A 25,620-nucleotide genomic window follows, 5' to 3' on the forward strand; every position below is an offset into this window, starting at 1 on the left:
GACGCTATGAGCGGTCAAATGTTCAAGGTAGAAATTGTAACGCGTCCGGCAAATTTTGAAAAGCTGAAGCAGGAACTAGGAAAAATCGGAGTCACCTCTCTGACCTTCTCCAATGTTCACGGCTGCGGCCTTCAAAAAGCACATACGGAGCTTTATCGAGGGGTAAAAATAGAAAGCAATGTATATGAACGTTTAAAAATTGAAATCGTGGTCAGCAAGGTTCCTGTTGATCAAGTGACTGAGACCGCTAAAAGGGTCCTGAAAACGGGATCACCAGGTGACGGTAAAATATTTGTCTATGAAATCAGCAATACAATCAACATCCGCACCGGTGAGGAAGGGCCTGAAGCACTGTAATCGTTTTGAAGAGATTCCGGAATTCCGGATCTCTTTTTTTGCGCATCGAAAAAGCCCCCAAAAACATTGCCTCCTCTTCGAATTCTCTTCAAGCTCCGCGCTTTCTGACAAACTCTATTTTAGTTGAAACTTTTTAAGAGTATAATGAGTCTATTATTAAAAATGTAAAAGGTGATTATTTGAATTACGAAATTTTTAAAGCAATCAATGGACTATCTCATCACAATTCGGTTCTCGATTCCATTATGGTCTTCATCACGGAATATGCGATTATCGCCTATGCCCTCATCCTTTTGGTGATCTGGGTGTTCGGGAACACACAAAGCAGAAAAAATGTGCTTTACGCGGGTATTACTGGAATCGTGGGTCTTGTCATCAACTTCTTGATTACACAAGTTTATTTCGAACCCCGCCCGTTTGTGACGCACACGGTGCATACACTGATCCCTCATGATGCGGACGCTTCATTTCCGAGTGACCACACGACAGGTGCGTTAGCGATTTCGATTGCGATGCTTTTCAGAAACCGCAAAATCGGCTGGCCGCTTGTCATTTTTGGGCTTTTGACAGGATTTTCGAGAATTTGGGTGGGCCATCACTATCCGGTAGATGTATTGGGCAGCCTCGTTGTTTCCATCATTATCGGGTTCCTTTTCTTTAGATTTTCAGATCTGCTTCGCCCGTTTGTCGACTTGATTGTGAGAATCTATGAAGCCATCATTAATAAACTGACGAAAAAACCAACCGATCAAAATTTTTAAGCAAGACAAATGCCGGCGTCTGAAACCAAGACAGCCGGCTTTAATATTTTTCGTCCATCTCATGTTTTCTCCGCTTCGCCAACACATATAATCCGCAAAACAAAACAATTCCGACAGTATCAATGAGCACGTCACGAATACATCCGTTTCTGCTGAAGAAGAGCTGAAGAACTTCTGTGAAAAAAGCAAACGCGAATGAGCCGGCTGCCGCCGATTTTACGCTGCCCCGCTGTTTCCACAGCAAATAGGTCAGCACAAAGAAGGAAAACGCGTGCCCGATTTTTTGAATCAGCGCTTCAGGTATAGCAAGCTCTGTAAAATCCATGTCTAAAAAACGAAACATATCAGGGTGCGGCTGAAAATGAAAAGCCACCGTTTGTGACACGACCATGCCGCTGAAGCTTTCCGTACAGACAGAGAGCAGAATAAACAGGGTCCATCCCGCAAGCAATAGACGATTCACAGCATAACCTCCTTTATAACAAACGTGCCTATGTGTAACTACATAGACGATGACATTATGGAAAAAGTAACAGAAAAAAAACGTCCATCACAAGGATAGACGCTTTCTTCATTAAGACTGCTCAGTGTCTTCTGTTGTGCTGCTTTCTTTAGAACCAGATTTGTCAGTCGAATCATCCTTTTTCTCACCGGATTTTTCTTCTGTTCCTTTTTCAGTTGATCCGTCCTTTTTCTCGGAAGATTGCTGAATGGATTCTTCTGTTTCTTCAGTGGCGGCTTTTTCTTCAGCAGCCGCTGCTTTTTCAATAGAAGAAACCGGCTTGTCCATAAAGTTCAGCGGGTTCATTGCGACTCCGTCTTTACGGATTTCAAAATGCACATGGTTTCCGCTGTCTTCACTGTATAGGTTCTTGCCAGACTTTCCGATCACTTGGTTTTGTTTTACCTTGTCACCTTGCTCAACACTCACTTCAGATAGAGATTGATACACAGTCGATAATCCGTCGGCATGTTCTACTTCCACAACATATCCCAGCACCGGATCTTTTTCAGCTTTAACAACCGTACCGCTCAGAGAAGCAGAAACATCGAAATCTTTTCCGTCTTTCTCAGCTAAGTCAATTCCTTTGCTTAAGCTGTACGTGTTATTATAGGTAACGAGTGCTGCTTCTTTTTCTTCTTTTGCGGCATCGGTTTCATAGAACTTTTTCACAACAGAAACGTTTTCAGAATCAACAACCGGCATTGCGACATTTTCCATTGACTTTCCTACTTCAACTGCATCGTCGTTGTTGTCATATGCGGAGTTTCCGCCGTTATCAGCCAACTGATCCTTCACATCATCATTTGATACAGATTGATACCAAAGGACAGCTGTTAAAATGACGGCCGCACTGACTAAGTAGATTGCAGGGAACACCCAGCGTTTACGAAAAAACTGCTGAAGTTTTTTGACTTGAGAAGTTTTCTTTTCTTCCTCTCTCATTGTTTCATCACCTCAGCAACATTCTGAACACTTTTCTGAAAATATATACACCTATCCAAAAAAACTTTTTTAGATGTAGTTTGCGCAGACTGATACGAAAATATGTCATTTTTTTGAGAGGAGTGCAAAAACGTATGAACATGACATTGCGTCTTTCTGAGAATAAAGATCTTGAGGCTGTTGTTGCAATTTACAATTCAACGATTGCTTCTCGAATGGTAACAGCCGATACAGAACCGGTAACACCCGAAGACCGGATGGACTGGTTTCTGGGACATACAGAGGCACGTCCGCTTTATGTGGCCGAGAATGAAAGCGGGAACGTCGCCGCCTGGATCAGCTTTGAAACATTTTACGGAAGGCCGGCTTATAATAAAACAGCTGAGGTCAGCATATACATTGACGAAGCATGCCGCGGCAAAGGCGTTGGATCGTATTTGCTGCAGGAAGCGCTCCGTATTGCGCCGGAGCTTGGAATCCGCTCACTGATGGCCTTCATTTTCGGACATAATAAACCGAGTCTGAAGCTGTTTGAAAAGCACGGATTCACAGAATGGGGATTATTCCCCGGCATTGCCGAAATGGACGGCAATAGATACGATTTAAAAATTTTAGGGAGAGAGCTGTCATGATTAGTCTGGATAAAGATGAAAACGAAATTGAAAATCATAATGAAGAGAATAACCCCGCTGAAGAGGAGATTGCGCCAGCCGAAAACGAGAGCCATCAGCTGAGCCCCTCTGCTGTCAAGTCACTGTCAGACATTGCGAAGTGGGGCAAAATTTCAGGCATTTTGCTGATCATTACAGGAGCGCTTGTCACTCTGTCTGTTTTGGTGACAGTGATCGGAGCCATTCCGGGCGTCCTGCTCATTATTTCAGGCGTCTTTTTGATGCGGTCAGCAAAAGCTGCCGCGGAAGCCGAAGGAAATCTTGCCGGCAGCGCAGGCGAAAGCATGCTTGAGAATTACGGGAAATTTATTAAAATGCAGCTGTTTTACGCGGCATCCAGTATCGTCACTGGCCTGATCGGGATTATAATAGTCGTTTTCATGCTGGTGATTATCGGCATTGCCGCTTATGAAAACACCGATACGTATGATGATCCGGATTCTTACTATTATGAGGATGATCCGGTGTTTGAATAAAGGCATTGAATACAGACAGTAAGGGCATGAGTTCCAGATGAAACGGAACCATGCCTTTTTTATATTAGTCTATTTTCTTCTATATCTGCAATCAAAGCAGGCTGGCGTAAGCACCGAGTGCTTTATAAAACATATAATTCAATCAGGAGTGTCTCCTGCTAACATTGGATTACCGCTCTCAATAACGTTAAGGAGTGAGACATGTGGAAACTAGCAGCTTGCCGGGAAAAGTAAAAGTCATTGCTGAAATCGCAAATGCTCATCAAGGAAAAGAGGAGAATCTCAAAGCACTCATCAAGGCTGCCGCAGAAAGCGGAGCAGATGGTGTGAAATTTCAGTGGTTCAAGTATGACTGTATTGCAACGCCTTGTTTTTTCGCCTATGAATCGTATATTAAGTTATTTTTAAATGAAGACGTATGGAAACATTGTATCGCTTATGGAAAAAGCCTTGGATTAGAAATATGGGTGGATATTTTCGATTCATGGGGAGCTGAACTCTTTTTACACATGCAGCGTGACATTGATGGCATAAAGCTTCCAACAACCATTCTTCAATCCACGGAAATCATGAAAACCATCGGTACGACAGAAAAACCTGTACTTATTGGAGTTGGGGGATGGTACGAAGAAGAGATCGATCAGATGATGTCACTTGTAAAACAGCATATGGCGAATCAGCTCATTCTTATGCACGGATTTCAAGGGTATCCGACAAAATTAGAGGATATTAACCTAACACGGGTTCAACACTTAAAAGAAAGATATAACGTTCAAATTGGATTTGCGGATCACATTGACGCAGGTCATCCGCTTGCGGCCGATCTTCCTGTCTATGCATTTTTCTCAGGCGCATCTGTTATCGAAAAACATATTACCTTAGATCGGACAGCTAAAGGGTTTGATTATTATTCTTCACTAGAGCCAAACGAATTCAAACTGATGACGGAAAAGCTTTGGCAGGCCCACATTGCAGCTGGTTCAACTGAAGTAAATGAAGCCGAAAGAAAGTATTTGTCTGATTCATCATTACGTGTGACAGCCAACCGGGCTGTCAAAAAAGGAGAAATCATTACACTGGAAAAAACGAGTTACAAAAGATGCGGAAATGAGAATGCATTGATGCCTTTACAAGCTGAGGACACATTTCCCCAGGTAGCAGCTGCCGATTTATCGTTAAACCAGCCGATTACACCCAACGAGATAAAAAATCCAAGAATTGCGATCGCAGTGATATGTCGGCTAAAATCGACCCGCTTGCCGAAAAAAGCGCTACTTCCTATTTATGAAATACCATCTGTTGAGCGCTGTTTAATCAATTGCCTGGCTGTCCCTGGTGTTCATGAAGTTGTGCTGGCAACGTCGAATCTTCCTGAAGACGATCCGCTTGAAGCTTTCACTCTTAACGGAAATGTAAAAATCGTGAGAGGCGACCCCGAAAACGTGGCAGAAAGAATGCTCGAAGCCGCCGCTTTAACAAAAGCTGATATTATTATCCGTGTGACTGGTGATTGCCCAGCTGTTTCACCTGAAGTGCTTCAATATTTAATTGACCGGCACATGGAAAAAGGAGCAGATTATACTCAGGAGCTTTCAAGTTCAGCAGGAATTTCCGGTAATATCATTACAGTTGAAGCCCTTCAGCGGCTTGTGCAGCAGCCAAAACCGTTAACCCATACAGAATATCTTTCTTTTTATTTTTTAAACAACCCTTCCCTATTTTCCATCAATCAAGTCAGCCTGCCAGAAGATCTCCATTATCCATCTTGGCGTTTAACACTGGATGAACCAAAAGACTTAGAGTTGTTTGAACAAATATATCGAAACCTGGATGTCAAAAATGAACCGCTCTATTTTAGCCGGATAAGAGATTATTTATCAGAGAACCCGCACGTTTCAAAAATAAATCAAGATGTATCTACCAAATGGATAGATCAGACATCTTTAGTGGAGGAAATTAACAAAGCAACGACGTTACCGTCAGATAACAAATAACATTTCGCCAAGCAAACAGCGCATGAGTTCGGAATCATTCCGAATCCGCGCTTTTTTATTTCGACTGTCCACATCCAGTGTTTCAAAAAAACACCCGATTGTCAGGCAAATCCCAACATCCCGGGTGCAGTTTTTATGAATACATTTTCTTGCGTCTGTCTTCCTCAGTCAAAAATTCCACAAAACTTCGCATCGCAAACGGTTCTTCCTTGATCTGGCGCGTATAGGAGTTTTTCCGCTCTTCTGAAAGGATGTCGCTCTTTTTGATCCTGTTCAGCATATAGATGTGGACCGTTTTTTGAACTTGTTTATGCTGATAGCCTGCTTCTTTGAAAAATGCCAGCCCAAGCGCCGCCAGAAGGGCGAAAATGCCTGCACTGATCAAAGATTCCCTGTCTGCTGAAGCGTGAAATAGAAAAGCAGCCAAATTAAAGAGAGAGAATGCAGCAAGCGGAATAGCAAGAAAACGGTAAATGACGGTTTTCTTCATGAAGGGCTGTACGGCCTTTTGGATTTTTTGCATTTCTGTTTTAATGAACCCCGGCATTTGTTCGACTCTGTAAAAGTTCATGTAATCCTCCCCCTTTATTTGATGTTGCAAGGCTTCACGAACGTTATCATATGTGTTTATTTTAACGCAGGTGCAAGCTGGTTTAAAAGAAATCTGCCCGTATTTTTCACGAAGAATCTGGATCGCCGCTCTTTATTCTTTTAAAATGTGAGTGTTATAATTTGTAATGGGAATCAGATCGCTGTTAATCATGGAATACTAATGGCAATCTTCTTGATAAATATGAATGAGCGGGGTTACAAAGTGAGTATTTCTTCCATCCTTTTATCACTTTTTTTCATTTTGAATATTCTTTTGGCCATCATTGTCATTTTCAAAGAACGGCGCGATGCCAGTGCATCTTGGGCGTGGCTGCTTGTTCTTTTCTTTATTCCCGTTTTAGGCTTTATTTTATACTTATTATTCGGCCATAATCTCAGGCGCAAGCATTTGTTTCAATGGGAGGACCGAAAAAAGATCGGAATTGAAAGGCTGCTGAAGCATCAGCTAGAAGATTTAGAAACGAAGCAATTTCAGTTCAACAACCGGGCAACCTTTGATAACAAAGATTTAATCTATATGCTGATCATGAATAATCATGCTGTGTTTACAGAGGATAATTCGGTTGACGTGATCACAGACGGACGGGATAAGTTTCAGCGGCTGCTGAATGACATTTCGAAGGCTAAGGATCATATCCACTTACAATATTATATTTATAAAGGTGATGAATTAGGCAAAAAATTACGAGACGCTCTCATTCAAAAAGCGAAAGAAGGCGTTCAGGTCAGGGTGCTTTATGATGAACTCGGGTCCAGAACGCTGAGAAAAAAGTTTTTCAAAGAGCTTCGTGAGGCCGGCGGGCATGTGGAGGTCTTTTTTCCTTCAAAGCTCAGGCCGATTAACCTGCGGCTGAATTACCGGAATCACCGCAAGCTTGTCATCATAGACGGCATGACCGGTTATGTCGGAGGATTTAACGTCGGAGATGAGTATCTCGGGCTAAATCCGAAATTCGGCTATTGGCGTGATACGCATATCCGTCTGCAAGGAACGGCCGTGCACGCCATCCAGACACGTTTCATTCTTGACTGGAACCAAGCTTCCCATCACCATACGCTGACATATATTCCGAACCACTTCCCTGATTACGGCCCTAAAGGCAACGTCGGGATGCAGATTGTCACGAGCGGACCGGATTCGGAATGGGAACAAATTAAAAACGGCTACATTAAAATGATTTCGAATGCCAAGCGTTCCATTTTAATTCAAACGCCTTACTTCATCCCGGACGCAAGCCTGCTGGACGCTTTGAGAATCGCGTGCCTGTCGGGCGTTGACGTCAACATTATGATTCCGAACAAGCCTGATCATGCCTTTGTATATTGGGCGACACTTTCGTACATTGGCGATCTGCTGAAAGCCGGAGCCACTGTCTATATTTACGATAATGGCTTTATTCACGCGAAAACCATTGTAGTGGATGACGAAATTGCATCAGTCGGCACAGCGAACATCGATGTCCGAAGCTTCAGGCTGAATTTTGAGGTGAATGCATTTATTTATGATATCACCATTGCGAAAAAACTGGTTTCTACATTTAAAGAAGATTTGCTCGTATCGAGAAAATTCACCTACGAGGAGTACCTGCAGCGCCCCTTGTGGATTCGAATCAAAGAATCCGTCTCGCGGCTGTTGTCGCCGATTTTATAAGATGTGCCAAAACCCCGGCCTTTTAAGGCCGGGGTTTTTCCTGATGGTCACAGTAAATGATGATCGCCTCACGCAAAAAAGCGGCAAGGCCTTCTCCATATTGATTGATCGAATGAGTAAATCGTTCGTCAGTGATATACACATCTCCTAGCCCTCTGAAAATGTCGAGCGTACAATCGTAATGATATTGGCAAATATGATCGCGAAACGCCCCCACAGCGGCCTGAACCTCTGCATCACCGGGCCCGTGTTCCATTCGCGCCGCAATTCGTCTGTAAATCGAATCAAATTCAGCCATGATCGCGCGCCAATCGTCTGATGAATATGCAGATGTCCTTTTCTCAGTTTCTTCTGCGATTTCCCTTCCATACAGCCTTCTGACTTCATCAGCGTATGCCTTCTGGTGCTCTTCAATGTCTTTCATGCTTAATCCGGCAAATAAATCCCGCTTATTCATAAGTTTTCCTCCCTCAATGGACTGAAGTGTCCTGTCAATCGTCTGTATCATTTCTTCCATTCTTTGTTTTTTCTTCATCAACATATCCTTTTGCGACTGAAGTGCCGCTTTCCGGTCAAAATTCGGATGATCCAGCATCTCTTTCACTTCATCCAGCCGAAACCCAATTTCCTTAAAAAATAAAATCTGCTGCAGTCTTTCCAGATCTGCATCACTGTACAAGCGATACCCTGCGTCAGTAAGCGCTGAAGGGGTCAGCAGCTGAATATCGTCATAGTGATGAAGCGTCCGAATACTGACGCCCGCCATTTCCGACACTTGTTTGACTTGGTATTTCATACATAACACCTCCTCTTCTTTTATCGTAAACAATCACGCAGCGTCAGGGTCAATCCCCAAAATATTATTTTCCATATACAAAACCTCTCACAAATAGTGTATAAAAGAAAAGTGAGTATTTTTTTGTAAAGGGGAGCCAGCTTACATGAATCCTGAAACAATGAACAAAACCCTCATTAGCATTTCGAAATGGGGAAAAGCAACAGGCATTCTATTTATTATTATGGGCGCATTTGCCGCGCTTTCAGGCGCGTTCTTTTTTCTGATTGGTGCCGTGCCGGGTGTACTGCAAATTATTGCAGGAATCTTTTTGATGCGGTCAGCCAAAGAAGCAGGCCAAATGGCAGAACAAAATAGCGGACAGTCTGAGGATTTAATGCTGGAGAATTACGCAAAATTCGTGAAGATGCAAGGGATTTATTTAATCGTAAGCATCGCTGTATCCATTCTTGCGATTATCGCCTTCTTCATCTTTTTAATGCTCGGGATTGCTGACGGCATTTTCAGCGATTATAATACGTACAGCACTTATTAATCAGAAAAACCCGGAGCCGGCTCCGGGTTTTTTATTATTCCGCTTCGCTTACCACTGTGAAGCGTTCATTTTTGTGTGCGGGTTGTTCAAGTTCATCCAATACGGCAATGGCATAATCAGCATAGCTGATATAGCTGTCGCCTTTAGCGTTAACGATGACATTGTCTTTTCCTTTTTGGTAAGAACCCGTCCGTTTTCCTGCCGGGTCAAAAAATGCCGCAGGGCTGAGAAACGTCCAGAATATGGAGTCTGTTTGCTGCAAGTCTTTCAGGTTCTCCCCTTGATTTGATGCAGTCGGCAAATATTCTTTCGGGAATTCCGTCGTGTCCATTAAACGGAGTGTTTTGGCTTCATCAACAAACAGGCTTCCTGCTCCGCCGACAACAAGCAATCTTGTGTTTTTCGCGTCCTTTAAAATGCTGATTAGCGCTCTTCCTGCCTCAACATGAAGGTGTTCCTGGCCAGGAGCTGCTCCAAAAGCGTTTACGACCGCGTCGAAAGCTTTGATGTCCTCCGCAGTTAGTTCAAACACATCTTTCTCCAAAATCGCTATGTCTTGTTCCTGCACTTTTGAAGCGTTTCGGACGATAGCAGTCACTTCATGGCCTCTCGTTTTCGCTTCTTTCAAAATCTCTTTTCCCGCTTTTCCGCTCGCACCGATAATTCCAATTTTCATTTTATTTCCTCCTTATTTGTAACAATTTCAGTTACATGTTAGCGGTGAGAAGTCATCTCTTTTGATTAAAAGAGATGATTCATAACATCTTTTAATGACTTGCTTGCCAATTCATTCTCCATCGCTTTTTGCACACTTTCAAACGTATCATCAAGCGCGTTCTGAATTTTTTTCCCTACCGGACATTTCGGATTCGGATTTTCATGAACCGCAAAGAGTTCTTCTTGCTTTTGGACAGCCCGATATACATCTAAAAGAGAAATATCAGCCGGATCTTTTTTGAGGCTTGCCCCCGGCACTCCGGCGCGTGATGTGAGAATATCCGCTTTTTTCAGCAGGCTGATCATTCTTCGCACGACAACCGGATTGGTGTTGACGCTATCAGCGATGATTTCCGAAGATGCTTTTTCATCCATTGAAATGAGGGATAATATATGAATGGCAACAGCAAGACGGCTGTTAATCATGTTTTTCACCACCGTTGTAACTATAATAGTTACATCTGATTCATTTGTCAACATCTAATATACACTAAATGCGGGGTTCTTGTGCATCGTTTTTAGTCAATAAAACGGCCGGAGCACTCCGGCCGCGTCTTGTCAGAATAAGAAATATCTTTGTCCAAGCGGAACGTAATCGACAGGCTGGCAAGACAATTCCTCTCCATCAGCGAAGACCTGATAGGTTTTTGGATCAACTTCGATCTTCGGCAAAGCTGAGTTCAATTTCATATCCAGCTTGCTCAGCTTTCTGATATTTTTGACAGGAGAAATTCTTTTCTCCAGCCCTAACCTGTCAGCCACACCCCGCTCAATGCTTGCCTGAGACATAAATGTAATAGAGGTTGAGCGATTGGCTTTTCCGTAAGACGCATACATCTGGCGCATAAACACCGGTTCAGGCGTCGGGATGGACGCGTTCGGATCTCCCATTTGCGCACGGGCAATCATGCCGCCCTTTAAGACCAGTTCCGGTTTTACGCCGAAAAATACCGGGTCCCACAGAACGAGATCAGCGAGCTTCCCTTTTTCCACCGAACCGACTTCATGGCTGAGCCCGTGAGTAATCGCCGGATTAATTGTGTATTTGGCAACGTAGCGTTTTGCGCGCACATTGTCGTTCCCGTTTTCTCCGGCAAGAGCGCCGCGCTGCTTTTTCATTTTGTCAGCTACCTGCCAAGTTCGGATGATGACTTCACCGACACGCCCCATCGCTTGGGAATCCGATGATGTCATGCTGATCGCGCCGATATCATGGAGAATGTCCTCTGCCGCAATGGTCGCGGCTCTGATTCTGGAATGGCTGAACGCGACATCTTCAGGCACCTTCGCATCTAAATGGTGGCAGACCATCATCATATCAAGATGCTCATCCATTGTATTTACGGTGTAAGGAATGGTTGGCGTTGTGGATGACGGCAGAATGTTCGCGTAAGAGGCGAGCTTCATAATATCCGGGGCGTGGCCGCCGCCTGCTCCTTCAATGTGATATGTATGAATAACCCGGTCCCCGATCGCGTCGAGCGTGTTTTCCAAAAAGCCCGCTTCGTTAATCGTATCGGTATGGATGGCGACTTGAATATCAGCCTCATCCACAACTTCCATACACGTTTTGATGGCGCTTGGCGTCGTGCCCCAGTCTTCATGAAGCTTAAGGCCGATGGCGCCTGCTTCCACCTGCTCGATCAGCGGCGCTTTATCGGATGCATTCCCTTTTCCTAAGAAACCGACATTGATCGGAAACCCCTCGGCCGCTTCCAGCATCCTCGCCATATACCACGCGCCGGACGTACATGTTGTCGCTTTGCTTCCTGTAGCGGGCCCTGTTCCGCCTCCCAAAAGTGTCGTCACACCAGAAGAAAGCGCAACTTCCATCTGCTGAGGGCAAATAAAATGAATGTGCGTATCCACTCCTCCAGCTGTTAAGATTTTGCCTTCACCGGAAATCACCTCTGTACCCGCGCCGATGATCATATGCGGATCGACTCCGTCCATGATATCAGGGTTTCCGCTTTTTCCAACACCGACAATCCGGCCGTCTTTCACACCGACATCCGCTTTGACAATGCCTGTGTAATCCAATAGTACGACGTTCGTGATGACCAAATCCAAAGCGCCGTCTTTCCCTGTGATTCTGCCGTTTTGGCCCATGCCGTCGCGGATCGTTTTTCCGCCGCCGAAGATCATTTCTTCACCATATACAGTGAAATCCTTTTCGACTTCAATCCATAAATTCGTATCGCCCAGTCTGATTTTATCGCCCGTTGTCGGGCCAAACAGCTCCGCATATTGCTCTCGTGACATTTTCATCGGATTACACCCTCCATCCAGCCGGCTTGATGTAAATTGGCTAACGTTTTTTCTTTGCCGCGTTCATCGATAAACGTGTCGGCCATTCCATTTAGGCCTTTAATTGTCTTTCGTCCGCCGATTTCCACAAGCGTGACCGTTTTCTGCTCTCCAGGCTCAAAACGGACCGACGTGCCTGATGGAACATCAAGGCGCATGCCGATCGCTTGCTCGCGGTCAAATGTTAATGCCCCGTTGGCTTCCGCAAAATGAAAATGCGAGCCGACTTGAATGGAGCGTGATCCGTTGTTTTTTACCGCTACCTCCCGTGTCTCGCGTCCTTCATTAATCGTAATTGTTCCCTCCGCAATTTGGAATGCTCCCGGCTTCATGACTTCACCTCCGCAGCAATTGGCTGATGAACCGTAACAAGCTTCACTCCGTCCGGAAATGTGGCCTCCACCTGAATGCTGTCGAGCATCTCAGGCACACCCTCCATCACATCTTTTTCCGTTAACACATGGCGGCCTGCTTCCATCAGCTCTGCTACTCCCTTCCCATCACGTGCGCCTTCCATGATAAAGCAGGTGATATAAGCGGCAGCCTCAGGGTAGTTGAGCAGAACGCCCCGCGCCTTTCGCTGTTTGGCTAATTCCCCCGCTGCAAAAATGAGCAATTTTTCTTGTTCAACCGGTGTCAGTTTCATCTGTAGTCCTCCTTCTTTTGTCATATAAAGTGGATGCGGTTACTACGAATTTACGGGATAGTCAGGCCGGACATCACCTCCCTTTCTTCAGGCGTGATGATCATACAGTAAGATGCCGTTCAAAGCGGCGTGCCGTTTCTTCATCGGCCTTTCCATGATCAACAACTGTTCCCCTGTCGATTACATAAAGGTAGTCAGCGCACGTTAACGCGTTTTCCAAACTGTGCTCGACTAAGATCACGGAAATTTCTTTTTTTCTAGAAATTTCTGCAATAACTTGTCTGATTAGTTCGACAATTGACGGCTGAATTCCTTCCATTGGTTCATCAAGTAAAATAATTTTTGGATTTCCCATCAACGCTCTGGCAATTGCAAGCTGCTGCTGCTGGCCTCCGCTTAAATCGCCGCCTTTGCGGTCGAGCATTTCCTTTAAAACAGGAAACCATTGAAAAATCTCTTCCTTAATCTGCCCTGTCCGGCTCTTCTTTGGAAGCGGCTCTTCCCCGAGCAGCAGGTTGTCACGAACAGTTAGGGTAGAAAAAATGTCTCTTCCCTGCGGAACATAGGCAATTCCCGCTCTCGCCCGTGTTTCCGCTTTTTCGTTTTGAACAAACGTTTGATTAAAACAAATATCCCCTTGTTTAGCCGGAAGCAGGCCTATGATTGTTTTCAGCAAAGTGGATTTGCCGACTCCGTTTCGGCCTAATACAGCGACAATCTGCCCCGGACGAACCTCCATGCTGAGGCTGTGCAAAACCATCGATTGATCGTATCCGGACGTTACATTGCTGACGGCAATCATGACACACCGCTCCTTCCTAAATACACCGCCGCCACCTCTTCATTGCTTGTAATATCATTCATCGATCCTTCACAAAGCACTTTGCCTTCATGCATGACCGTGACTTTTCTCGAAAACGAACGCACAAAATCCATATCGTGCTCGACAATCAGAACAGAACACGTTTTTGCGATTTCTTCAAGCAGAGCTCCCGTTTTTTCCCGCTCCTTTCCCGTCATGCCGGCAATCGGTTCATCCAGCAGCAAGAGCTTCGGCTCCATGGCGAGCTGCATCCCGATTTCAAGCCATTGCTTCTGTCCGTGTGACAGGCTGCCAGCTGTTATATCCCGCTTTTCGTCTAACCCAACCAGCCGCAGGATGTCCGTAATTTTGTCACTTTGCTCTTTCGTCATACGAGCTGTCAGCAGTGAAAGGATCGCTTTTTTCTGTTTCATGGCAAGCTCGAGGTTTTCAAATACCGTCAGCTGCGTAAAAACACTCGGGGCCTGAAACTTTCTGGCGACCCCCAGTTTGGCGATCTGATATTCCCGAGCCTTTGTCAATTCATTCGTTTCCTGAAACAGAACTTCGCCTGAATGCGGCTTTGTTTTTCCGCAAATGATGTCCAGCAAAGTCGTTTTTCCGGCGCCGTTCGGACCGATCAGAAAATGGATATCGCGCTCCTGCACGGTGATATCAGCGCCTTGCAATGCCCAAAACCCATCAAACTCAACCTTTACGTCACGGCAGGTAAGTATCGGTTTCATAAGCAGCCGCTCCTTTCTTTTTTGAGGAAGAAAGCTCGGTTTTAAGCTTCTGGAACAGCCCGACAATCCCTTTTGGCATATAGAGCACGACAATGATAAACAGCGCGCCGAGGAAGTACAGCCAAATGTCGGGATAATATTCGCTTAAATAGCTTTTCATGCCGTTCGTTAACAGCGCGCCAAGCACCGCCCCGAAAATGGAATGCCTGCCGCCGATCGCCACCCACAGCACCATTTCCACTGAAGGGATGATGCCCATCATTTCCGGCGAGATCATCCCGTCCTGAAGCACAAACAGCATCCCGGCAATCCCCGCCATCGCAGCGGATACACAGTAAATGAACACTTTAAAAACAGTGGAATGATACCCGAAAAAACGGACTCTGTTTTCTCCGTCGCGCACCGCCTGCAATAGCCGCCCAAAACGGCTTCTCGTCAGAAACAAAGCGGACACGACAGAAACACCGAGGAAAAAGACTGTCGTAAAATACAAAATCTGCTTCATTGCAGGATCAGCCAGAGCATATTGAAAAATGGTATAAAAATTCGTGAGGCCATTTGTGCCGCCGGTGATGTCCTGGCTGCCAATGAACAAGGTGACAACCACCACAACAACCGCCTGAGAGATCAACGAAAAATAAACACCCTTTATGTTGTTGCGGAATGTAAAGTAACCAAGTAAAAAGGCCAGGAAGACAGGCACAATGACAGCCGCGGCAATCGCTGCAAAAGGATTCCTGAAGATTGCCCAGATCCACGGCAGGTCACTGGCACCAGCCCACTCCATAAAATCAGGAATGCCTGTCGGCGAGGCTTCTATTTTTAAGTACATGGCCATGCAGTATGCGCCCAATCCAAAAAAGACGCCATGCCCCAAACTCAAAATGCCTGTATATCCCCAAATCAGGCAAATGCCCACCGCTACAATCGCGAAGCATAAAAATTTCGCCAACAGCCCTAATCGAAACTCCTGCAAAAAGAACGGAGCGGCGATAAAAAGGGCAAACATCACCAGATACGGACTGAATTGTGAAAACCGCTTCATCCGGTTCCCTCCTAATCAAGTAATCTCGTCCTGACACTCGCAAGACCTGAAGGCCGCCATTGCAGAAAGAGAATAATAAATGCAAACACGACAACCTTTGCAATCGTAGCGCTTGTGGAATACTCAACGAATGTGCTCAGCAAACCGACCGTCACCGCGCCGATTATGGTTCCTTTTATTTTTCCGATTCCGCCCAAAATGACAATCATGAAGGCATCGACGAGGTATGACGATCCGAGAGTAGGCCCGATCGAACCAAGCAATGTGAGTGAGCTTCCCGCGATACCGGCCAGTCCGCTTCCTAGCGCGAAAGCCAATGTATCGGTTTTTCTCACAGATACGCCGAGACACGATGCCATGCTCCGGTTCAGCGTAACAGCCTGCATCCGCCGCCCCGCAGAGGTTTTAAATAAATAGAAACCGAGCAGCGCCAGCGTAAAAAAAACGAGCGCCAAAATAAACAGCCTTTTATACGGAAAGGTAACGGAAAACAGCGTCACCCCTCCAATCAGCCATTCAGGTGACTTGACGGCAACATTTGGGGCGCCAAAAACCGATCTGGCCGCCTGCTGCAGAATCAAGCTCACCCCCCACGTCGCCAAAAGGCTGTCAAGCGGTCGGTCATACAACCGCCTGACAATCACTTTTTCAATGACAATCCCAATAAGCGCCGCAACCGCAAACGCCATGATAATTGCGATTAAAAAATAGTAAGAAAACAGAGAAGCCGGCAAATAGCTTAAAAACAGCTGCTGAACGACATACGTCGTGTAGGCTCCCGCCATAATCAGCTCACCGTGCGCCATATTAATAATGTTCATCAAACCGAATGTAACGGCCAATCCAATCGCAATGAGAATCAAAATAGAACCAAGACTGATCCCGTTAAATAATTGAGTCACGACGACAGACATGTTCCGCCTCCTCCCCCGCAAACGGCTTTGATTTATTTAGATAACCCCTTTGCCCAATCGTATGCTTTTAAATACGGATCCGGTTTTACCGGATCACCTGAGTTCCATACTTCTTTAAACTGCCCATCCCCCGTGATTTGCCCGATTCTGACCGTTTTGTAAAGATGCTGTGTATCCCCGTCGATTTTCACTGTGCCGCCCGGAGCCTTAAATGCAATCCCGTCAGCCGCTTTCTTCACCTTATCGACATCAAAGGACTTCGCTTTTTCAACAGCCGCCGCCCAGAGATAGACCGCATTATAGCCAGCTTCAATCGGGTCGCTCGTCACCCGGCTATCGCCGTTCAATTTTTTATAATTTTTCACGAATGTTTGATTCTCGTTCGTATTGGTTGTCTGGAAGTAATTCCACACCGCATAATGTCCTTTTAGCACATCAGTGCCGATGCCCCGAATTTCTTCCTCAGCGACACTTGCCGACATGACAGGTATGTCATCTGCCGATATCCCAGCATCTTTCAGCTGTTTGAAAAACGCCACGTTGCTGTCGCCGTTTAATGTGTTAAAAATGACATCGGGCTGTTTTTCTTTGATTTTGCTAACGAGTGTACTGTAATTCGTGTGGCCGAGCGGCGTATACTCTTCGCCGGCAATTTCTCCTCCGGCCGCTTTCACCTGCGCTTTAATGATTTTATTGGCTGTTCTCGGGAACACATAATCTGATCCGATCAGAAAGAACTTCTTACCTTTATTCTTCAGTAGCCAATCGACTGCCGGCACAATTTGCTGGTTCGTCGTTGCCCCGGTATAAAAAATATTTGGTGAAGACTCCATTCCTTCGTACTGCACCGGATAGAACAGCAGCCCATTGTTTTGCTCCACAACCGGAAGCATGGCTTTGCGGCTTGCTGATGTCCATCCGCCAAAAACAGCTGCCGCCTTGTCTTGCTGAAGCAGTTTTCTCATTTTTTCCGCATATGTAGGCCAGTCTGAAGCGCCGTCTTCCACGACGGGTTCAAGCTTTTTGCCGAGAACTCCGCCTTTTTGGTTGATTTCTTGAATCGCCATTAACTCGGCATCATGGACGGACACCTCGCTGATCGCCATTGTCCCGCTCAAGGAGTGAAGAATCCCAACCTTCACTGAATCCCCGCTTGTGTCGACATCAACTGTTTTTTTCGTACCCCCGCTGGCTTCCGACACTTTCTTCGGCGCCGTACATCCTGTCGTCAAAACCATGATCAGAAACAACAGAAAAACAGCCTGTATTCCAACCCCTTTGTTTTTCATTCAGAACCTCCCTTTGTCTGATTTCACCATGTCATGTTACAAAAGTTAACAACTTATGTCATTATTATATAGAAGAGGAGCATTGATTCAAAGAATATTTCAAAAATTTAGACACTTTAACCAAATCGATTGATTTTTTTGTTATATTTGGTTACATCAAAAAAGGCAAGAAACATATCGTTTCCTGCCTTTTCCGTAACATTAATCTTTATCTGTGAATTTATCCTTTGCTTCACCGATATCCTTTTGGATTTCGCCTTTCGCCTTATCTTTTTTGCCTTCAGCCTGCATGTCCGCTTTATTGGTCATATCTCCGACTTTATCTTTCGCTTCTCCTTTGGCTTTATTGAAGCCGCCTTTCATTTTATCTTTTAAACTATCGTTACCCATGTTGATTCTCTCCCTTCATTTATGTGTGTACTTGTTATCTTCCCGATCTAAGAGACGATAAACATTTGAATGTTATTTATCGATTTCGTAGCGCTCCCCGTAGCGGAGCACCTTATATATCGCCAGCCCGTCTGATGACTTTTTCTCTGAATATTGGACCGGCAGCAGAGCAAAAAACACATAATACGTAGAAAAATAGACAAACTGATAGAAAAATACATTCGGCTTTAATACACTGTGTATAATCAGCAAATTGACCGTAAAAATTGTAATCAGGTTAAACAAGCAGCCCCCGGCATACACGAGTGCATTTGAGAATCGATTGTCAATTTTCAAATCCCCGTATCGGCAGAAAGAATCGATAAAATAAATCGTTCTGAATCGTATGGGCCCAATCTTAAGCAGTGTTTTTCCCATTCCAATATCCAATGACCCTTTTCCGCCAAAAATAAAAGCCATAAAGCTGTGCCCTGAAACATGTATGATCTGCACAAGCGGCAAAACAATGAGGAAAGACCATAGAAACTTCACCATATCATTGAAACCAAACATCGAATTCCCCCTCAATCATGCATATCTGCATCCCAAAACGGCTTGTGTCCAAAAAACAGCGCTGTAGCGATTTTTCCTGTTCTCACCGGAAATAAACGTTCCGATGCTCCCCTTTTTTTGCAAATAAAAAAACCACCTGCCAGCAGATGGTTTTGTCTCATACTTCATATAAACAATCGTTCCGTTGAATCCTCTCTCTCATGCTGACCGCTTTTTCATAGAAATACACCGCTTCTTTGTAGTGTTCACGATGACTGAAATAGGAGGCGGCATCCAAAGCGAATTCTTCAATGTATACGTAGAGCGCTTTTTCTTCCATATAGTCAAATACTTCTTGAATCATATCCAAATTGACAGATTCCACATATAAGGCTTGCAGAAATTTATATTTTGCCAGACTGAAGAAGTCGTTACGTTTTTTGGCGATGGCAATTCCTTTTTCATAATACCTCATCGCAGCTTCGCCATCTTGTTTTTTGAAAAGAACGCGGGTCAGGCTGAAGAGCGCTTTTGGCAGCTGTTCCAGCTGATAATCCTCAAAGACAGGAAGCGCTTTTTCAAAGTATTCCGCTGCTTGGTCCAGCTCTCCTTTGTCATCATAGCAATTCCCTATATTGTAGAGGGCAGATCCGATCAAACGGGGCTGTCCTTCCAATAAAGCGAGACGATACGCGTCATCCAAATGCGCAAGCGCTTTTTCATAATTTCTGTAGTCAATGTAGTTTCCTGATATGACGAAATGGGTTTGAATTCTTCTGACTCTGTAAAAATCGTAAGCCTTGTACGTCTCAAGCGCCTGTACGGCGTGGTTCATGGAAAAGTGCGTCTGCTTCATGATATAAAAGACTTCCGCCACTTTAAAATGAAATTCCGCTCTCTCAATTTCATCTTCTACGAACGCAAGCATCTTCTCCGCTTTCCGATAAAAGGATATGGCCGAGATGTAATTGTTCTGTTCAAATTCGTACATTCCCCTGAACAAGTGAAAATAATACTCAGATAATCCGGAGATGCTGTCCTGGTTGCTTTCCAGCGTTTGGATCAATTCACGATATTGATGCTGAGATTCCTCATGCAGGTCGGGCTTTACATAATCCAGCATAATTTGGTGCCGGTAACTGATCAGCTGATAGTACAGGAGAAGCAGCTGATCCTCTTCCATATGTTCTATGTCTCGATCAATCTCTTCCTTTAGCTTAACGGCATCAGCCACTTGAAATGCTAAAATGTGCTTATACCACTTATTGATTTTCACTCCTACTTGAGATGACGGGATCTCGTACGCGGCCATGCCCCTCCAACCCTTTCTATTTTCTAATTGGTTATATTTTAACATAATGTATGGCTTTGGAATTAAATTTTCTTACAACGATTCCTTCTTTATGCCTATCCTTATATATTTCGGTATTTGTATGTATTTTTTGCACTTGAATTTTCATCAAAAAAGCTTACCGGACTGTGCCGATAAGCTTTTCACTTCATATTAACCGCCAATATAAGACATTTCCACTTTCTTTTTGTCTGATACTTTTGATAGAGTACGATCGACTGAATACTGATCGATCCTGTTTTTCCATACGGTGCCGATCATTTCTGACAGTTCGTCATCGCTTAATTCCTGACGAACCGGCCCTCTGAGGTCAAATCCGCTTGAAGCGAATAAGCAGGTGAACAGCTCCCCTCTCGCAGAAAGACGTGCCCTGTTGCACGATCCGCAGAATGCATCGGATACAGATGATATGACGCCGATTTCCCCGGATCCGTCCAAGTATCGGAATCTGGAAGCCACTTCACCTTTATAATTTGGCGCTACCGGTTCAACCGGCATGTGTTCATTGATCAAATCAATGATTTCCGCCTTTGTCATGACATCATTCTTTTCCCATTGGTTGGTGTTGCCCACGTCCATAAATTCAATGAATCTCAGGATATGCCCTTTTTCTTTAAAATAGCGGGCCATAGGCAGAATATCTTTTTCATTGAGGCCCTTTTGGACGACCATGTTGATTTTAACACCGAGCCCCGCTCGCTTCGCCGCTTCAACGCCTTTCAGCACCTTGCTGACAGAAACCCCGCGACCGTTTATTTTTTTAAATCGCTCGTCCTCTAACGAATCAAGGCTGATCGTGACTCTTTTCAGCCCGGCTTCCTTGAGTCTCTCCGCATAAACAGGCAGGAGTGACCCGTTTGTTGTCATGGCAATATCGCGGACACCCGGAATGCGGGCCAGTTTTTTGATTAATTCCGGCATATCCTTTCTCATGAGGGGCTCTCCGCCGGTTAAGCGGATTTTTTCAACGCCGAACCTTGTAACAAACAGCGTCGCAAGCCGTTCCAGCTCCTCAAATGAAAGCAGCTCCTCTTTTTTTAAAAAAGGATAATCCGGGCCGAATAATTCAGCGGGCATACAGTACGTGCATCGGAAGTTGCAGCGGTCTGTAACAGAAATGCGAAGGTCTCTCAGCGGTCTGTTCCTTTTATCCAACATCTGACGCGATTCTGTAATCATAGCTACAGCCCCTTCCTAATCCCCGATTCTCTCAGGGTGTGTATATACATTAAATGATCCGTTTCGGACAAATCCGATTGCTGTGATATTTAATTCTTCCGCCATTTGAACCGCAAGCTCCGTTGGGGCCGATTTAGAAATCACAATTGACACGCCGATTTTCGCCGCTTTTAACAGAACCTCTGATGAAATTCTGCCGCTGAACACAATCAGTTTGTCGCGGACGGACATCCCGTTCAGAAGGCAGTGTCCGTATAATTTATCAAGCGCGTTGTGCCGGCCGATATCTGTGCGCATCAACAGCAGTTTCTCTGTATCGCAAAGCGCCGCATTATGGACGCCTCCCGTATCCTGAAACGTTTCGCTCCCTTGTTGCATATCTTTCATAAGCGCCATACACGCTTCAGGCGATATCTTGATTTGACCGACAGCCGTTTTAGCGGTTTTGACATCCTGCTGAAAATAAAAATGGCGGCCCTTTCCGCAGCATGAGCCGATCACCCGTTTCGTATAATCCTTTTGATCCAATGTCTCAGGATGAACGAGGTCGACATAAACAAAACCGAGACTTTCATCTATTGTAAACCTTTTAATCTCTTTTTGAAATCGTATAACACCCTCTGATGCGAGAAATCCGATGACAAGCTCTTTGATATGCTCCGGTGTACAAACGAGCGTCACAAATTCACTTCCGTTCAGTATTACTGTCAAAGGATATTCTGTCACCATCCGGTCTTCTATTTTGCTGATTTCCCCTTGTTCATAGCGCCATACATCCCTGACCGCAGTTACTTTATCGTTCAATGTTTCTTCCCCTCCGCCATGTTCCTGCCTTTATATTTTTTCACACTCCTCAGATTTTGTCGAATTCTGAGACATAAAAAGAGCCCCTCTATATAAAGGGCTTTCACAGGATGTGATGACGGCGGTGTTTAGGCAGGACGCCTAAGCATTTAGCCGCCGTTCCTTTTATAACACGTGAGCACCGATGTGCATTGACAACGAACGCGGGGCTTGTCGACACGCTGAGAGCCCTCTGTATAAAGGGCTCTATGTTTGATTATGCTGATTTTTTTTCAGGATCGTAAACAATACAATAGCTGCGATCAAAGTGAGCATGCTGACAAAAAAGAAGGCTGCCAGTTTTAGAAAAACACCGAGCAATATGAATGCCACGGCGGCAATAAGAAAAATCATTCCCAATAATTTCATATATTCAACCCCTTTTTAAGGGTATCATTCCCGCCCAAATTGTTTTTAAACCAATAAAAAAAGGCGCCTGGGGGAGCGCCTCATCGTTTAGATTCTTTACTCAGTAAATTTTTGTGCTTCTTTTTTCCAAGCCTGTTCGAACTCATCCGCACTGTCTGCTGAAATATATTCTCCGCCGCCAGCAACAGCCGCTTGTTTCATCTCTTCATTCCCTTTGACATCGAAGTTGAAACCAATGATGTTTACAATGGTATCTACATTCGATTCACGGAGCTTTTCGATTTCCGCCGCAGGATCTCCGCCGCACGTTTCCTCACCGTCAGTGATTAAATACACCACGTTTTTACCGTCTGCGTCAAATGCTTCGAATTCTTTTCTTGTATCTGAAAGTGCTTTGGCAATCGGCGTCCAGCCAGTCGGCTTAATCTCACTCAATGAATTGTCAAACAGCGATCCTTCATATGGATGAAGGCCGTAAATGGTTTCCGTCGTGCTGCATGAAAGAGCTTTGCCGGACAGTTTATTGTTCCCTGTATGTCCGAAAACGCGAAGCATGAGATTTGTATCCTTCGGCAGCAGCTCGGCAAAAGACTTTACTGATTTTTTGGCAATGTCTATTTTGCGCTCTCCCCCTGTTTTTTGAACCATGCTTCCGCTTCCGTCAAACAAAACAGCTACATTTGTGTCAGCCTGTTTCTCAGCGGCAAATGACGGGGAGGCAAAGGAGGCAGTCAGCAAACCAATGATACCGGCAGCCAGCAATTTTTTCATACTCAACTTCCTTTCTTTTTCATATTTTCCAACAATATGTTGGTTTCTTCTCTATGCTAGAATATGAAAATGCAAAAAGATATAGGGCAAGCTGCCTTTTGTACCGCTTTCACTTTCTTCCAAAATCGCTTGAAATGCCAGTGTTTTTTAGACTTTTTCACCCAGAAAGCAGAAACAGATTGTGACATCATTCATTCTTTTTTCGCCTTGATCATGACAGGGAAACGGAAATCTGCTACTATGCTACAGGCTGGCACCTGATTACTTTTGAACATTATGTTACATACCAAAAAGAGGCTGACCACTATCAGCCTCTTTTTTCTTATTCAGATAACATCAGTGATTGCTGAGTGAAGATTTTCTCAACATCTTTTTGCGTATAAGCCGGGAAGTATTCACCGCCGCCTACTTTCGCAATCGCGTTCAGCTGGCCTTTGTATCCCTCTTTATAATCAAAACCGATCACATTCACAGTGATATTGTCTTTACGAAGTTCTTTTGCTGTTTGAATCGGGTTTCCTCCGCACGTTTCCTCACCGTCTGTCAGAAGATACACCACTTTTTCCCCTTTAGTGTTAAGTTGGTCAAAAGAAGATTTCGCCTCGTTCAGCGCTTTGGCAATTGGCGTCCAGCCAGTCGGCCCAATTGTATTAAGAGAATTGAGGAAGCTTTGCTCGTTAAAGCTTTGGAAGCCGTATACGTTACGGATCGCTTCACATGACTGAACTTTTCCGGAATTTTTATTGTTTCCTTCTGAACCAAACACGCTCATTTTCACCTGAGTTCCTTCCGGCAGTGAGCCTGCAAACTTAGAAATTTCTTTTTTAGCTGAATTAAATTTAGATACACCGTCTATTCTTTTCGCCATACTTCCGCTGGCATCAAGCAAGACTGCCACGTTTGCCGGAGCTTCAGCCTCCGGTTCTTTCTTTTCAGCCGCAAAAGCAGGTGAAGTTAATCCGAATAACAAGCCTGTCATCATGATCAATGAAAATCTTTTCTTCATGTTCGTACCCCTTTACAAGTTTGTTTCTGCGTGCAGATGTTCAACGCTGAACATAATTTATCGTAATCGACAAAAACAGAGAAATAAATAGGGCGGGCTTCCCCATTGCTGTTGTTTACTTTTGCATAGAAACCCTTGTTTTTATTAGTGATTTCCACCTAACCTTGCTATAAAAAAAGAAGATTGTCGGCCTTTCGGCTTTCGTTATATGAGTCTGTCGAAGTCTGTCGATCAATGTGGATTACTTTACCACAGGAAAAAGGGATCAATTCCCTTTGTATCAATTAATGCTGTCAGAAGCCTATCTGAACGATTTCAAGCGCTTTTAGACCAAAGATACTAGAAACAAAAAAAGACGCTTCAGTGAGCGTCCCAGATTATTTTTTCGCCATATATTTATTCAAAAACGAGTCTGCGTCAGAAATTTGTGTGCCTTGGTAATAGTACTTCACAATTTGATCAACTGATTTGCCCTCTTTCGCCATAAAATTGGCGCCATATTGGCTCATTCCGACACCGTGGCCAAACCCTTTTGTCGTGACAGTGATTGTATCTCCGGTTCGCTTCCATTCAAAGTCTGCTGAATTGAGACCCAGCTTTTCGCGTATATCTCTTCCTTTCAGCGTCTTGCCGTTAATAACAGCCGTTGCAACCTGATGGCCCGGTGTCTCTCCGGTAATTTTTCCGACCGTGGAAGATCCATCCAGATTGACGCCAAGCTTTTGCTCAAATTCCGCCGCTGTAAAGGTTTTTGTTGCCAAATACTTCGGCGACTTTTTATCCCAGGCGCTTTTGACGCTTTTTAAATAAGGGATGGCACTTGTCCAATAGGCTTCTGCATTTTCAGTGTAGCCGTTGCTTGTTGAGAAAAAAGAGGCTTCAATCGGCTGGTTGTTGTACGTTAAGATTTTGCCTTGCGTGCTGGCAACCGCATCTGTGATTTTTTTCAGCTTCGCTTCATAGCTTGCGCCCCACTGCTTTTTCAGCTCTGCTTTGCTTTTATACACCTGAAACATCTGTGTATCATCCACCAGCGAGCCTTTAGGGGCCTCCACCGCTGAATTCGAGACCATCAGCCTGACAATAAACGTTCTAGCGGCGAGAGCCTGGGCTTTCAGCGCTTCAGGTTTAAAGGTGGCCGGCATTTCGGAGGCGACGACTCCAATCACATACTCTTCAAGCGGAATGTTTTCTACGGATTGATTTGCGGTTCGATAGACGGGAATAGAAACAGGTGATGCCTTCAACGTTTCCGCTCCTTTTGATGCTGGTTTCGTGCTGACTGCTGTCTTTCCTGATTCTGCACTGATCCCCGCGTCTTTGTTATGCTGGAACGGGATAACCAAAAGTGTGGGAATCAAGAGAATCAATGCACATAGTACGGATAGTGTGATTACGAATTGTTTCATATTCA

General features: G+C 44.8%; 31 protein-coding genes. 7 read left to right on the forward strand and 24 right to left on the reverse strand.

Annotated elements, in window-relative coordinates; all coding sequences use genetic code 11:
- Positions 1 to 6 precede the first annotated feature (6 nt).
- Complete coding sequence (locus EFK13_RS18765) at positions 7 to 357, forward strand: P-II family nitrogen regulator (protein ID WP_003221829.1); 351 nt, start codon at positions 7 to 9, stop codon at positions 355 to 357.
- A gap of 179 nt (positions 358 to 536) precedes the next feature.
- Entirely contained in the window at positions 537 to 1,118 is a 582-nt protein-coding gene (locus EFK13_RS18770; protein ID WP_129507349.1) for an undecaprenyl-diphosphatase, read from the forward strand.
- A gap of 40 nt (positions 1,119 to 1,158) precedes the next feature.
- On the opposite strand, the gene EFK13_RS18775 is transcribed toward EFK13_RS18770, so the two are convergent.
- Positions 1,159 to 1,581 (reverse strand): VanZ family protein, encoded by a 423-nt coding sequence (locus EFK13_RS18775; protein WP_129507348.1) that lies wholly within the window; start codon positions 1,579 to 1,581, stop codon positions 1,159 to 1,161.
- Positions 1,582 to 1,692: 111 nt separating this feature from the next.
- Positions 1,693 to 2,565: a stage II sporulation protein SpoIIQ gene (spoIIQ, locus tag EFK13_RS18780; RefSeq protein WP_003235692.1), complete on the reverse strand. Its 873-nt coding sequence runs from the start codon at positions 2,563 to 2,565 to the stop codon at positions 1,693 to 1,695.
- A 140-nt stretch (positions 2,566 to 2,705) separates the two neighbouring features.
- On the opposite strand from spoIIQ, the gene EFK13_RS18785 reads away from it, so the two are divergent.
- The 3 genes from EFK13_RS18785 to EFK13_RS18795 all read left to right on the forward strand — a co-directional run bounded on the left by EFK13_RS18785 (position 2,706) and on the right by EFK13_RS18795 (position 5,706).
- A complete protein-coding gene (locus tag EFK13_RS18785) occupies positions 2,706 to 3,197 on the forward strand; it encodes a GNAT family N-acetyltransferase (protein WP_129507370.1) in 492 nt (163 codons plus the stop codon).
- Entirely contained in the window at positions 3,194 to 3,712 is a 519-nt protein-coding gene (locus EFK13_RS18790) for a DUF5362 family protein (RefSeq protein WP_129507347.1), read from the forward strand. The genes EFK13_RS18785 and EFK13_RS18790 overlap by 4 nt, the downstream gene beginning before the upstream one ends.
- A 203-nt stretch (positions 3,713 to 3,915) precedes the next feature.
- Positions 3,916 to 5,706, forward strand: a complete 1,791-nt coding sequence (locus EFK13_RS18795) for an N-acetylneuraminate synthase family protein (RefSeq protein ID WP_129507346.1) — start codon at positions 3,916 to 3,918, stop codon at positions 5,704 to 5,706.
- 133 nt (positions 5,707 to 5,839) lie between these two features.
- On the opposite strand, the gene EFK13_RS18800 is transcribed toward EFK13_RS18795, so the two are convergent.
- A complete protein-coding gene (locus EFK13_RS18800; protein ID WP_129507345.1) occupies positions 5,840 to 6,277 on the reverse strand; it encodes a DUF5392 family protein in 438 nt (145 codons plus the stop codon).
- Positions 6,278 to 6,520: 243 nt separating this feature from the next.
- Between EFK13_RS18800 and cls the strand changes: the two genes are divergently transcribed.
- The gene (gene cls / locus EFK13_RS18805) at positions 6,521 to 7,969 is read left to right on the forward strand and encodes a cardiolipin synthase (RefSeq protein ID WP_095432220.1); all 1,449 of its coding nucleotides are present in this window, start codon (positions 6,521 to 6,523) and stop codon (positions 7,967 to 7,969) included.
- A gap of 22 nt (positions 7,970 to 7,991) precedes the next feature.
- Here the strand turns inward: cls and EFK13_RS18810 are convergent, their stop codons facing one another.
- A complete protein-coding gene (locus EFK13_RS18810) occupies positions 7,992 to 8,765 on the reverse strand; it encodes a MerR family transcriptional regulator (RefSeq protein WP_129507344.1) in 774 nt (257 codons plus the stop codon).
- Between the two features lie 145 nt (positions 8,766 to 8,910).
- Here EFK13_RS18810 and EFK13_RS18815 point away from each other — a divergent pair, with 145 nt between their 5' ends.
- Positions 8,911 to 9,300 (forward strand): DUF5362 family protein, encoded by a 390-nt coding sequence (locus EFK13_RS18815; RefSeq protein ID WP_129507343.1) that lies wholly within the window; start codon positions 8,911 to 8,913, stop codon positions 9,298 to 9,300.
- 34 nt (positions 9,301 to 9,334) lie between these two features.
- Here EFK13_RS18815 and EFK13_RS18820 read toward each other — a convergent pair whose 3' ends face one another.
- The 20 genes from EFK13_RS18820 to spoIID form a co-directional block, all read right to left on the reverse strand.
- Positions 9,335 to 9,976, reverse strand: coding sequence for an NAD(P)-dependent oxidoreductase (locus EFK13_RS18820; protein WP_129507342.1), 642 nt, complete (start codon positions 9,974 to 9,976; stop codon positions 9,335 to 9,337).
- 65 nt (positions 9,977 to 10,041) lie between these two features.
- Positions 10,042 to 10,443, reverse strand: a complete 402-nt coding sequence (locus EFK13_RS18825; protein ID WP_129507369.1) for an Rrf2 family transcriptional regulator — start codon at positions 10,441 to 10,443, stop codon at positions 10,042 to 10,044.
- A 132-nt stretch (positions 10,444 to 10,575) separates the two neighbouring features.
- Positions 10,576 to 12,285: an urease subunit alpha gene (ureC, locus tag EFK13_RS18830; RefSeq protein WP_129507341.1), complete on the reverse strand. Its 1,710-nt coding sequence runs from the start codon at positions 12,283 to 12,285 to the stop codon at positions 10,576 to 10,578.
- A complete protein-coding gene (gene ureB, locus EFK13_RS18835) occupies positions 12,282 to 12,656 on the reverse strand; it encodes an urease subunit beta (RefSeq protein WP_129507340.1) in 375 nt (124 codons plus the stop codon). The genes ureC and ureB overlap by 4 nt, the downstream gene beginning before the upstream one ends.
- Positions 12,653 to 12,970 (reverse strand): urease subunit gamma, encoded by a 318-nt coding sequence (gene ureA / locus EFK13_RS18840; RefSeq protein ID WP_129507339.1) that lies wholly within the window; start codon positions 12,968 to 12,970, stop codon positions 12,653 to 12,655. Before ureA ends, ureB begins: the two co-directional genes overlap by 4 nt.
- A gap of 100 nt (positions 12,971 to 13,070) precedes the next feature.
- Entirely contained in the window at positions 13,071 to 13,772 is a 702-nt protein-coding gene (urtE, locus tag EFK13_RS18845) for an urea ABC transporter ATP-binding subunit UrtE (RefSeq protein ID WP_129507338.1), read from the reverse strand.
- Positions 13,769 to 14,518, reverse strand: coding sequence for an urea ABC transporter ATP-binding protein UrtD (urtD, locus tag EFK13_RS18850; protein WP_129507337.1), 750 nt, complete (start codon positions 14,516 to 14,518; stop codon positions 13,769 to 13,771). The genes urtE and urtD overlap by 4 nt, the downstream gene beginning before the upstream one ends.
- Entirely contained in the window at positions 14,493 to 15,563 is a 1,071-nt protein-coding gene (urtC, locus tag EFK13_RS18855; protein ID WP_129507336.1) for an urea ABC transporter permease subunit UrtC, read from the reverse strand. Before urtC ends, urtD begins: the two co-directional genes overlap by 26 nt.
- An 11-nt stretch (positions 15,564 to 15,574) precedes the next feature.
- Positions 15,575 to 16,477: an urea ABC transporter permease subunit UrtB gene (urtB, locus tag EFK13_RS18860; protein ID WP_129507335.1), complete on the reverse strand. Its 903-nt coding sequence runs from the start codon at positions 16,475 to 16,477 to the stop codon at positions 15,575 to 15,577.
- 32 nt (positions 16,478 to 16,509) lie between these two features.
- Positions 16,510 to 17,766, reverse strand: coding sequence for an urea ABC transporter substrate-binding protein (gene urtA, locus EFK13_RS18865; RefSeq protein ID WP_129507334.1), 1,257 nt, complete (start codon positions 17,764 to 17,766; stop codon positions 16,510 to 16,512).
- Between the two features lie 201 nt (positions 17,767 to 17,967).
- Positions 17,968 to 18,156, reverse strand: a complete 189-nt coding sequence (gene csbD, locus EFK13_RS18870) for a stress response protein CsbD (RefSeq protein ID WP_129507333.1) — start codon at positions 18,154 to 18,156, stop codon at positions 17,968 to 17,970.
- A 72-nt stretch (positions 18,157 to 18,228) separates the two neighbouring features.
- Positions 18,229 to 18,708 carry a hypothetical protein gene (locus tag EFK13_RS18875; protein WP_129507332.1) on the reverse strand — a complete coding sequence of 160 codons (480 nt, stop codon included), beginning with the start codon at positions 18,706 to 18,708 and terminating at the stop codon, positions 18,229 to 18,231.
- Positions 18,709 to 18,719: 11 nt separating this feature from the next.
- The gene (locus EFK13_RS18880; protein ID WP_248894256.1) at positions 18,720 to 18,869 is read right to left on the reverse strand and encodes a hypothetical protein; all 150 of its coding nucleotides are present in this window, start codon (positions 18,867 to 18,869) and stop codon (positions 18,720 to 18,722) included.
- Positions 18,866 to 19,999, reverse strand: coding sequence for a response regulator aspartate phosphatase RapB (rapB, locus tag EFK13_RS18885; RefSeq protein ID WP_129507331.1), 1,134 nt, complete (start codon positions 19,997 to 19,999; stop codon positions 18,866 to 18,868). The genes EFK13_RS18880 and rapB overlap by 4 nt, the downstream gene beginning before the upstream one ends.
- Positions 20,000 to 20,191: 192 nt before the next feature.
- The gene (gene moaA / locus EFK13_RS18890; protein ID WP_129507330.1) at positions 20,192 to 21,217 is read right to left on the reverse strand and encodes a GTP 3',8-cyclase MoaA; all 1,026 of its coding nucleotides are present in this window, start codon (positions 21,215 to 21,217) and stop codon (positions 20,192 to 20,194) included.
- Between the two features lie 15 nt (positions 21,218 to 21,232).
- Positions 21,233 to 22,021: a formate dehydrogenase accessory sulfurtransferase FdhD gene (gene fdhD / locus EFK13_RS18895; protein ID WP_129507329.1), complete on the reverse strand. Its 789-nt coding sequence runs from the start codon at positions 22,019 to 22,021 to the stop codon at positions 21,233 to 21,235.
- 246 nt (positions 22,022 to 22,267) lie between these two features.
- Positions 22,268 to 22,429, reverse strand: coding sequence for a hypothetical protein (locus EFK13_RS18900; protein ID WP_014115491.1), 162 nt, complete (start codon positions 22,427 to 22,429; stop codon positions 22,268 to 22,270).
- 96 nt (positions 22,430 to 22,525) lie between these two features.
- Positions 22,526 to 23,200 (reverse strand): vWA domain-containing protein, encoded by a 675-nt coding sequence (locus EFK13_RS18905; protein WP_129507328.1) that lies wholly within the window; start codon positions 23,198 to 23,200, stop codon positions 22,526 to 22,528.
- A gap of 322 nt (positions 23,201 to 23,522) precedes the next feature.
- Positions 23,523 to 24,206 carry a vWA domain-containing protein gene (locus EFK13_RS18910; protein ID WP_129507327.1) on the reverse strand — a complete coding sequence of 228 codons (684 nt, stop codon included), beginning with the start codon at positions 24,204 to 24,206 and terminating at the stop codon, positions 23,523 to 23,525.
- Between the two features lie 377 nt (positions 24,207 to 24,583).
- Positions 24,584 to 25,615, reverse strand: a complete 1,032-nt coding sequence (spoIID, locus tag EFK13_RS18915) for a stage II sporulation protein D (protein WP_129507326.1) — start codon at positions 25,613 to 25,615, stop codon at positions 24,584 to 24,586.
- Between the last annotated feature and the right edge of the window lie 5 nt (positions 25,616 to 25,620).

It is taken from the genome of Bacillus cabrialesii (genome assembly GCF_004124315.2).
In the GTDB taxonomy this organism is placed as follows: domain Bacteria; phylum Bacillota; class Bacilli; order Bacillales; family Bacillaceae; genus Bacillus; species Bacillus cabrialesii.

Excerpts from the sequence above, each read along its gene's own strand:
- EFK13_RS18765 (WP_003221829.1), top strand. The coding sequence starts at position 7 with ATGAGCGGTCAAATGTTCAAGGTAGAAATTGTAACGCGTCCGGCAAAT.
- spoIIQ (WP_003235692.1), bottom strand. The coding sequence starts at position 2,565 with ATGAGAGAGGAAGAAAAGAAAACTTCTCAAGTCAAAAAACTTCAGCAG.
- EFK13_RS18785 (WP_129507370.1), top strand. The coding sequence starts at position 2,706 with ATGACATTGCGTCTTTCTGAGAATAAAGATCTTGAGGCTGTTGTTGCA.
- EFK13_RS18790 (WP_129507347.1), top strand. The coding sequence starts at position 3,194 with ATGATTAGTCTGGATAAAGATGAAAACGAAATTGAAAATCATAATGAA.
- EFK13_RS18800 (WP_129507345.1), bottom strand. The coding sequence starts at position 6,277 with ATGAACTTTTACAGAGTCGAACAAATGCCGGGGTTCATTAAAACAGAA.
- EFK13_RS18810 (WP_129507344.1), bottom strand. The coding sequence starts at position 8,765 with ATGAAATACCAAGTCAAACAAGTGTCGGAAATGGCGGGCGTCAGTATT.
- EFK13_RS18815 (WP_129507343.1), top strand. The coding sequence starts at position 8,911 with ATGAATCCTGAAACAATGAACAAAACCCTCATTAGCATTTCGAAATGG.
- EFK13_RS18820 (WP_129507342.1), bottom strand. The coding sequence starts at position 9,976 with ATGAAAATTGGAATTATCGGTGCGAGCGGAAAAGCGGGAAAAGAGATT.
- EFK13_RS18825 (WP_129507369.1), bottom strand. The coding sequence starts at position 10,443 with ATGATTAACAGCCGTCTTGCTGTTGCCATTCATATATTATCCCTCATT.
- ureC (WP_129507341.1), bottom strand. The coding sequence starts at position 12,285 with ATGAAAATGTCACGAGAGCAATATGCGGAGCTGTTTGGCCCGACAACG.
- ureB (WP_129507340.1), bottom strand. The coding sequence starts at position 12,656 with ATGAAGCCGGGAGCATTCCAAATTGCGGAGGGAACAATTACGATTAAT.
- ureA (WP_129507339.1), bottom strand. The coding sequence starts at position 12,970 with ATGAAACTGACACCGGTTGAACAAGAAAAATTGCTCATTTTTGCAGCG.
- urtE (WP_129507338.1), bottom strand. The coding sequence starts at position 13,772 with ATGATTGCCGTCAGCAATGTAACGTCCGGATACGATCAATCGATGGTT.
- urtD (WP_129507337.1), bottom strand. The coding sequence starts at position 14,518 with ATGAAACCGATACTTACCTGCCGTGACGTAAAGGTTGAGTTTGATGGG.
- urtC (WP_129507336.1), bottom strand. The coding sequence starts at position 15,563 with ATGAAGCGGTTTTCACAATTCAGTCCGTATCTGGTGATGTTTGCCCTT.
- urtB (WP_129507335.1), bottom strand. The coding sequence starts at position 16,477 with ATGTCTGTCGTCGTGACTCAATTATTTAACGGGATCAGTCTTGGTTCT.
- urtA (WP_129507334.1), bottom strand. The coding sequence starts at position 17,766 with ATGAAAAACAAAGGGGTTGGAATACAGGCTGTTTTTCTGTTGTTTCTG.
- csbD (WP_129507333.1), bottom strand. The coding sequence starts at position 18,156 with ATGGGTAACGATAGTTTAAAAGATAAAATGAAAGGCGGCTTCAATAAA.
- EFK13_RS18875 (WP_129507332.1), bottom strand. The coding sequence starts at position 18,708 with ATGTTTGGTTTCAATGATATGGTGAAGTTTCTATGGTCTTTCCTCATT.
- EFK13_RS18880 (WP_248894256.1), bottom strand. The coding sequence starts at position 18,869 with ATGAGACAAAACCATCTGCTGGCAGGTGGTTTTTTTATTTGCAAAAAA.
- rapB (WP_129507331.1), bottom strand. The coding sequence starts at position 19,999 with ATGGCCGCGTACGAGATCCCGTCATCTCAAGTAGGAGTGAAAATCAAT.
- moaA (WP_129507330.1), bottom strand. The coding sequence starts at position 21,217 with ATGATTACAGAATCGCGTCAGATGTTGGATAAAAGGAACAGACCGCTG.
- EFK13_RS18900 (WP_014115491.1), bottom strand. The coding sequence starts at position 22,429 with ATGAAATTATTGGGAATGATTTTTCTTATTGCCGCCGTGGCATTCATA.
- EFK13_RS18905 (WP_129507328.1), bottom strand. The coding sequence starts at position 23,200 with ATGAAAAAATTGCTGGCTGCCGGTATCATTGGTTTGCTGACTGCCTCC.
- EFK13_RS18910 (WP_129507327.1), bottom strand. The coding sequence starts at position 24,206 with ATGAAGAAAAGATTTTCATTGATCATGATGACAGGCTTGTTATTCGGA.
- spoIID (WP_129507326.1), bottom strand. The coding sequence starts at position 25,615 with ATGAAACAATTCGTAATCACACTATCCGTACTATGTGCATTGATTCTC.